The sequence below is a fragment of the Alkalispirochaeta alkalica DSM 8900 genome (assembly GCF_000373545.1).
Lineage (GTDB): Bacteria > Spirochaetota > Spirochaetia > DSM-27196 > Alkalispirochaetaceae > Alkalispirochaeta > Alkalispirochaeta alkalica.
Genome location: NZ_KB891698.1, coordinates 68,765 through 76,234, shown reverse-complemented (window position 1 = coordinate 76,234; position 7,470 = coordinate 68,765). Strand labels below are relative to the sequence as shown.

The 7,470-nt window shown below is 60.1% G+C and carries 7 protein-coding genes; 4 read left to right on the top strand and 3 right to left on the bottom strand.

Annotated features, from left to right (window positions below):
* Positions 1-17 precede the first annotated feature (17 nt).
* The 3 genes from B071_RS0105265 to B071_RS0105255 all read left to right on the top strand — a co-directional run bounded on the left by B071_RS0105265 (position 18) and on the right by B071_RS0105255 (position 2,899).
* On the top strand, positions 18-1,268 hold the full coding sequence (locus tag B071_RS0105265) for a uracil-xanthine permease family protein (protein ID WP_018526060.1): 1,251 nt from the start codon (positions 18-20) through the stop codon (positions 1,266-1,268).
* Positions 1,269-1,387: 119 nt separating this feature from the next.
* Entirely contained in the window at positions 1,388-1,642 is a 255-nt protein-coding gene (locus B071_RS0105260; RefSeq protein ID WP_018526059.1) for an MTH895/ArsE family thioredoxin-like protein, read from the top strand.
* A gap of 57 nt (positions 1,643-1,699) precedes the next feature.
* Complete coding sequence (locus tag B071_RS0105255) at positions 1,700-2,899, top strand: permease (RefSeq protein WP_018526058.1); 1,200 nt, start codon at positions 1,700-1,702, stop codon at positions 2,897-2,899.
* Between the two features lie 37 nt (positions 2,900-2,936).
* On the opposite strand, the gene B071_RS0105250 is transcribed toward B071_RS0105255, so the two are convergent.
* Positions 2,937-3,371: an arsenate reductase ArsC gene (locus B071_RS0105250; RefSeq protein WP_026245001.1), complete on the bottom strand. Its 435-nt coding sequence runs from the start codon at positions 3,369-3,371 to the stop codon at positions 2,937-2,939.
* A 1,055-nt stretch (positions 3,372-4,426) separates the two neighbouring features.
* A complete protein-coding gene (locus tag B071_RS0105240) occupies positions 4,427-5,215 on the bottom strand; it encodes a LuxR family transcriptional regulator (protein WP_018526055.1) in 789 nt (262 codons plus the stop codon).
* A 116-nt stretch (positions 5,216-5,331) separates the two neighbouring features.
* On the opposite strand from B071_RS0105240, the gene B071_RS16050 reads away from it, so the two are divergent.
* Entirely contained in the window at positions 5,332-6,570 is a 1,239-nt protein-coding gene (locus tag B071_RS16050) for an MFS transporter (RefSeq protein WP_018526054.1), read from the top strand.
* Positions 6,571-6,688: 118 nt separating this feature from the next.
* Here B071_RS16050 and mntA read toward each other — a convergent pair whose 3' ends face one another.
* Positions 6,689-7,078, bottom strand: coding sequence for a type VII toxin-antitoxin system MntA family adenylyltransferase antitoxin (gene mntA, locus B071_RS0105230; protein WP_018526053.1), 390 nt, complete (start codon positions 7,076-7,078; stop codon positions 6,689-6,691).
* Positions 7,079-7,470: the final 392 nt, after the last annotated feature.

Sequence of the window (7,470 nt, the reverse complement as noted above, 5' to 3'; positions counted from 1 at the left end):
ACAGAGGAGGAACCACTATGGCGGAACCGGCCAAACACGCTCCCATTGAAGACATCAGCACCCTGGGATACCACAAGCAGCTCGCCCTGGGCGTGCAGCACGTCTTTACGCTCTTCGCATCCACCGTTCTGGTACCGATCATCACGGGCCTCGATGTAGGCGTGGCCCTGGTGATGTCCGGCACGGGAACCCTGCTCTTTCACATGATCACCCAAAAGAAAGTCCCCGCCTACCTGGGTTCTTCCTTCTCCTTCATCGCTCCCATCCTGCTGGCNGGGGAGATGTACGGCCTGGCAGCAGCCCGGGGAGGCATCGTCGTTGCGGGACTGATCTACGCGATTCTGGCAGGGNTGATCTCCAAGTTCGGTCCCGAGAAAATCCTGCGCTTCTTCCCGCCCGTCGTCACAGGCCCCATCATCATCGTCATCAGCATGACCCTGGCACCCAACGCGATCAACATGGCCTCCCAGGACTGGCTCCTGGCCCTGATAACCCTGGCGGTGATCATCGGCGTNGCCTCCTATTCCCGGGGNTTCTTCAAGATCATCCCCGTCATCGTCGGCCTCGCCGTGGGCTATATCGTGGCGGCCCTCCTGGGGCGCGTGGACTACACGGCGATCACTCAAGCCAGCTGGATCGGGGTCCCCAACTTCGAACTTCCCTCGTTCAACATCGGNGCCATCGCCATCGTCGCACCGATCGCCCTGGTNACAGTGGTTGAGCACGTGGGCGACGTACTCGCCATGAGCGGCGTGGTCCGGAAAAACCTCTCGGTCGATCCCGGACTGGGACGAACCCTGTTGGGTGACGGAATCGCCACCTCTTTCTCGGCCTTTCTGGGGGGACCAGCCAACACCACCTACTCCCAGAACACCGGTGTCGTGGCCCTTACCAAGGTCTACGATCCCAAGGTGATGCGAATCGCTGCGGTGATCACCATCATGATCGGCCTGATCCCCAAACTGAACGCCTTCACCAGCACCATCCCCACCCCCGTTATCGGAGGAGCTGTGGTGGTTCTCTTTGGAATGATCGCCTCCATCGGTGCCCGAACGCTGGTGAACAACCGGGTGGACTTCTCCAAGACCCGGAACATGATCATCGGCGCGGTGATTCTGGTCTTCGGACTCGGCGGAGCCGTGATTCCCATCGAGATCGGGATCGTGAAAGTCAATATCGTGGGCATGGCCCTGGCAGCGATCGTGGGGATCGGACTGAACATCATCCTTCCCAAAGAAGAAGACGACGCCGCCGAGCTGAAACTCTAGCATCCGATACCCGGGGGGCTCCGGCCCCCTCGGGGTTTGGGGAAGACCACGGGTTGACCAGACAATTGTATTTGCTTATATTGCCAATTACACAGCCTGAATTGAGGGAGGAACAGACAATGAAGATCCAGATTCTGGGACCCGGCTGCGCCAACTGCACAAACCTGGAAAAGAATGCCCGGAGAGCAGCAGAAACCCTGGGCATCCAGGCGGAGTTCGAAAAAATTACCGACCTGGACCAGATCATGGAAATGGGCGTCCTGCGGACCCCCGGCCTCGCCGTGGACGGCAGGGTTGTCCAATCGGGCAAGGTCTTCTCCGCCGAAGAGCTCGCCCAGGCCCTGACCCCGTACATCAACCAGCCATCTGAGTAACCATCAGCACCCCGGAGCGGGCCCCTGGTCACCGCCCCGCCTGGAAAGGATACCCCCATGATTCCCCTGAGAAAGCTGTGGCAGGAGCCAAAAAACCGCCTCCTGGCCATGATGACGGTCCTCTTTCTCGCCGCCTTCTTTATCCCCTGGGAGGCCCCTCGCCTGGCGGCAGCGGTGCAGGAATCGTTCCTGTTGCTCAATTATTACGCCCGGGAACACGTGCTGCTCTGCCTGATTCCCGCNTTCTTTATTGCCGGCGCGATCACGGTCTTTCTGGACCAGCAAGCCGTTATTCGCTATCTGGGGCCGGAGGCGCCAAAGCTTCTTGCCTACGGGGTCGCCTCTGTGTCAGGCACAATTCTTGCGGTATGCTCCTGCACCGTTCTGCCCCTCTTCAAGGGTATCTACAAGAAGGGGGCTGGCCTGGGCCCCGCCGTGAGCTTTCTCTACAGCGGACCAGCCATCAATATTCTCGCGATCATCCTCACCGCCAAGGTGCTGGGCCTCCAGCTGGGGGTCGCCCGGGCCGTGGGGGCAATCGCCTTCGCCTTCATCATTGGCCTGGCCATGCATTTGATTTTTCTCAAGGAGGACCGGGAACGCACCACCAACGCGGCGATGTTTCAGGGTGACGGGAATCAGGACCGGTCGCTCCCCCGCATGGGGCTCTATCTTGGGTCCATGATCGGTATTCTGGTCTTCCTCAACTGGGCTCCTGGCGATGGAACCCCGGGCTGGTGGGAGACGCTGCACCGGTTTCGTCTGGTGATCGCCGGCGGCTTCGGGGTGCTTCTTTTGTATATGCTGGTGCGCTGGTTTACCCGGACCGAGCTGGAAAACTGGGTGGCCGCGACCCGGGACTTCGCCGTACAGATCCTTCCCCTGCTCTTTGCCGGTGTCATGGTGGCGGGGTTTCTCCTGGGCAGGCCCGGTGAGATGGCCCTGATCCCCGAGGAGTGGATCGCCCGGGCCGTGGGCACCAACTCCCTGGCGAGCAACCTCTTTGCCTCTCTGGCGGGGGCCCTGATGTACTTTGCCACCCTCACGGAGGTGCCCATTATGCAGGGGCTCCTGGGGGCGGGGATGAATCAGGGACCTGCTCTTGCACTCCTTCTGGCAGGACCATCGCTCTCGGTGCCGGCTCTGCTGGTGATCGGCGACGAACTGGGGCCGCGCAAGACCCTGACCTACGTGGCGCTGGTGGTTGTTCTCTCCACTCTGGCCGGCATGATCTACGGAAGTCTGGTGGCGCTGTAGCCGCACCGGAACGGGATACGCCGGGAGAGGACCTGCATCAGCCCAGGATCCGCGCCACGAACTCCTCGCTCTTCGCCCGAATCTGGTCACGGATCGGCCGCACCCAGGCGAGCTTCTCTTCCATGGTACCGGTGGCCTTCGATGGGTCCGGGAAGGGCCAGTGGAGCCGTTCCTCCTCGGCCGGAAAGATCGGACACCGCTCGGCCGCTTCCTTGTCGCAGACAGCAATCACGTAATCAAAACGCTCGCCAGCCCTGTGCAGATCGAAGACGCTCCGCGTAGTTTTGCCGGTTATATCGATCCCGTCTTCCTTGAGCAACTCCACTACAACCGGGTTGAGGGCACCCGGCTCGATTCCGGCGCTCACAACCTCCAGGCGGTCCCCGGCGGCGAGACGGATAAATTCTTCCGTCATCTGGCTTCGGGCGCTATTGTGTATACAGATAGCCAATACTCGTGGTTTCACCNTCATNTTTCATCCTTTCCACGGCAGTGTTTCGAACCCGTGGGAAAAACCATACCATAAAAGTCATATACCCGGCCAGATCCAGCCAGATCCAGNCAGATCNAGNCAGATCAGGACGGCACAGTATGGTCCGTACCCGGGCGTGCGGAAACATCTACCGGGATCTGCTGAAGGAGTATCCCAGGGATATGGTGAAAACCGTCACATCCTCCTCGTGCTGCACGATGGAGCTGAGCGAGAGATTAAGCGGACCGATCAGCCGGGGATCGGTCCGGGATCAATCCGGAAAANAAGACTGCCTGGCTACTGGTCCGTCCGAGTCACCCCGTCAGGGCCTCCTGCCAGGCAGCAGAGAGGGTTATTCGAAACTTTCGTACACGGCCTGACGAATCTCCTGGGCAGCGTTGTAGGCGTAGTTTTCCACCAACTTNTGCTGGGAATCGTTCACCGTAACGGTGAAAGAAGGAGCATCGTACCGGACGTCCCGGGTTTTTGCCGTGACCAGGTTGTCATTCCGGTCGTAGGTGCGAATACGGAAGGTCGCCGAGATGCTGCGGATCACATCGTTGTCAGAGACCTGGATCACCGGGTTNGCGATTCTCACCTCGGTCTTGAACATGTAATCAGCACCGGTACGGCGGTCCTGAACCTTGAAGATGCCATCGGAAACAATATCCTCGATGAGCTGGTCCCGAATGCTCTGGGAAAGACCCGATGCGTAGCTGTAGCGCCAGATGCCGCCGGCTACCTCAAAGTCNATGTAGATGGTCTGGCCTTCCCACTCGGGCCGGGCCGTGGGAACATACTCAACCCGCTCTATCTCCGTGGGCTTGAATATCTCCGAGAGCGACTCACAGCTGCNCAGAACGAGAGCTCCCGCAAGAAGAACCAATCCAGTCAGCAAACGCCCCCGCGCTGTACACCTTGTACTCATACACGCCTCCTCATGACCCGGGCTGCTCCCGGGTGTTTGACAGTAGTATCTCCCGGAAATGCTACTGCCACCGGGGGCGCGCCACAATTGGCCGATCAGCCAGGAAAAGCGAAGANCCCCGGGGAAGCTAGAAGGGGTTCACCATCCCCAGGTGGATCGCCCGGGCCACGCTTTCNACCAGCGAGGAGGTCCCCATTTTTCCCGATACACTCTCGCAGTGGCGCTTGATGCAGGATTCGCTCACCGAGAGAAGGTCTGCCACCTCTCCCTTTGACTTGCCCCAGGCGAGCCAGAGCAGGACCTCCCGTTCGCGCGGTGTGAGACCGGGTACAGAAAGCTGACGGTTCTCCCTCGTCCTCACCCGATCGAGCTGATTCTGCCTGGCCAGGGTATCCTGTAAAAGGGAGTAGGCCGTCTGAAAGTGAACGGCTCCTGTCTTGAGCGTCGCCAGGGCTGCCCNGTCGGCTCTCATCTCACCCGTGGANGTAGCCAGGCCGAACCCGACGATCATCCCCCGGGGCCGATNCANCGAGAAACCGNCCCCATCGATNATGGAAAACTCCCGGGCCTCCTCCATGACCTGCCGCGACNGGCGTGGAGAAAAGCGCTCCACGGCCTCGCTCCAGGTAAAGGGCCGGTCGTCGATCCGGGCCATGGCGCAGACGGGGTCGTGGTCATAGTGCTGTGCCGCTACATACCGGTCCAGCCAGTCCGAAGAATAGTTGCTGATGTTCTCCAGGGCCGCNTCCCTCATCTGGCAAGGTTCGCGACAGGAAACATCACCGATCATGAACTGATCGAAGCCGAACTCCTTGATGAACCCCAGGAAGTGGCCCAGCAACTCCCCGGGAGCAGAGGCCCGAAGACAGCCCTCCACAAAGGAGGGAAGCCCGCGAAAGAGGGCCCTCCCGGTCATACTGTTTTCTCTTTCATGGAATGCAAATTATAGAAACCTTTGCCAGCTACTGCAAGAAAAACCTCCCCGCTTCCCTTGTAGCCCCGCCTTTCTTCAGATAAACTGACCGTACCGTTATGTTTACCTATGTTCTCTTNCTTCGCGCCTATCCGGCCCACGTGGGGTTCGGCTTTGTCCTCACCTTCTTTTCCAGTTTGGGCCAGACCTTTCTCATCTCTCTCTATGTGCCCCATATTCTGGCTGATTTGGGCATCTCCAACAGCGCTTTTGGTGGTATGTACGCCATCGCCACCATCGGATCGGCCCTCCTGCTCATTCAGTTCGGTGGCCGCATCGACCGGCGGCCCCTGCCGGGGTATGTTCTCAAGACCATCGTGATTCTGGGAGGCGCCTCAGTTCTCCTGGGCCTCACCCGTCACACCCTGATGCTGCCCTTTGCGCTTCTGGGGCTCCGCTTCGGTGGCCAGGGGCTCATGAGTCACATCAGCCAGACCACNCTGGGCCGGTTCTTTCAGGAGGACCGGGGCAAGGCCCTGAGCCTGGCATCCCTGGGATTTCCCGCCGGAGAGATGATTTTTCCCCTGGTNATAGCCCTGCTGATCCCTCTTGTGGGATGGCGCGTGAGCCTGGGAATAAACGCTGCGGTGCTTCTGGGCGTNCTCGCTCCCGCTCTCTGCTTCTTTCCTCTGAACGACTTCGAGCGGGCCAAGGTACAAACAGCCTCGGACGCAGCCGCCCGCACCGGCATTTCCCGGCGGGCGATCCTGACAGACCCGGCCTTCCGCAGGATCGCCCCCTCGGCCATCTTTCTGGGGTTCTCCAACACGGCGGTCTTCTTTTATCAGCTGGTCCTCGCCGAGAACAGGGGCTGGCCGGTGGCCTGGTACAGCGCGGTTTTTTCCGGCTACGCTGCGGCGCGCTTCGCCTTCGGGCTCCTGGGGGGCCTCCTGGTGGACCGGTTCACGGCCCGAAGGCTCTACGCNCTTCACTTTCTGCCCATGGTGCTGGGGCTCCNGGTTCTGGCATCATCGCCGGACCGTTGGGTTGCTCTGGTCTTTCTGTGCTGCGCCGGCATCTCTCTGGGACTTCACAGNCCCATAAAAGCCGCAGTCATGGCCGAGGTTCACGGCACAGCCAACCTGGGAGCGGTCCGCAGTGTGTATACCTCATTTCTGGTGGGNGGGACCGCCCTGGGTCCCATGGTGTTCGGACTGCTNCTGGATCGGGGCGTCTCTTTTGGTGCTATCCTGACGGGAACGGCCCTGATACTGGCCCTGACGGTACTGCCCTCGATCGCCCTGGCCTTTCCCGCCTGGGAGAGGGGCTCCCTCTGTTCAGCCAGAACNGCCCGCTAAACCGGCCGGGGGGAGCTTAAGACCCTCACACAAGTGTGGTGAGCCCAAACGCCGGGTCGCCACCACGTGTTGTGCAGCATCAATTGCGGCCTTGTTGATGAGCACATTGTCGGGGGCCTCAAATGGTGTAGGCATTCAGAATCTCCTGNCGCCCTTCATTGAACTCCAGGTACAAGCCTAAAAGGTTTGCNGCATATAACGCCGCCGCTCCGGGGTCCCTCGAGTAGAGCTGGATACCGGTGTGCAGCACCTCGTTGGCATAGACAAGGTTTCTCGATGACAGCATTCCGAGATCGACCTGCCGCCCAAGACGGTACGATAATGCTGCGGCAATNCGAGCCCTCTCCAGCTCGGAGAGCTGNATACCTGGCTGNGCCATGAGGGCTATGTCGATATCACTGTCGGCCCGCAGGCGCCCCGAGGCCGCGCTGCCCAAAAGATACATTGCCAGGATACGCTGATCTGCAGCAAGCTCGGCAGTAACGGCATCCCGAATCCCCTGATACATTGCCTGTGCATTGTGAGAGTCCCTCTGTGANTCCGGTACCTGCAGCATACGTGAAGGGTAATGGATCGCCGGTTCAATGTCGACATGGCGCGCTGATCGCTTGAATGCGGCAACTCCAGGCGGATCTCCTTTCTGGCAGGAGGAGTGGTGGCAGGAANAACCCGCTAANCCGGCCACTGAACCNGCCGGNAGAATTTTTCCCCCATCCTTGCAGGCCGGGAAGAGCTGGCCTAGACTGGTACCCCTGAGGAGGATCCCATGAATGTNTCNCAGGAAATGATGAGCGCCCTGGTAGGGGCCAGCATTCTGATCGGGGCGATCCAGTGTTTTCTGGGCTACCGCGTCTTCAAGATTGTCCTGGCCATTACGGGGTTCCTCGCGGGAGCTCTCGT

Bases quoted from the DNA above. Each gene is read 5' to 3' on its own strand.
- B071_RS0105260 (WP_018526059.1), top strand. From the start codon at position 1,388: ATGAAGATCCAGATTCTGGGACCCGGCTGCGCCAACTGCACAAACCTG.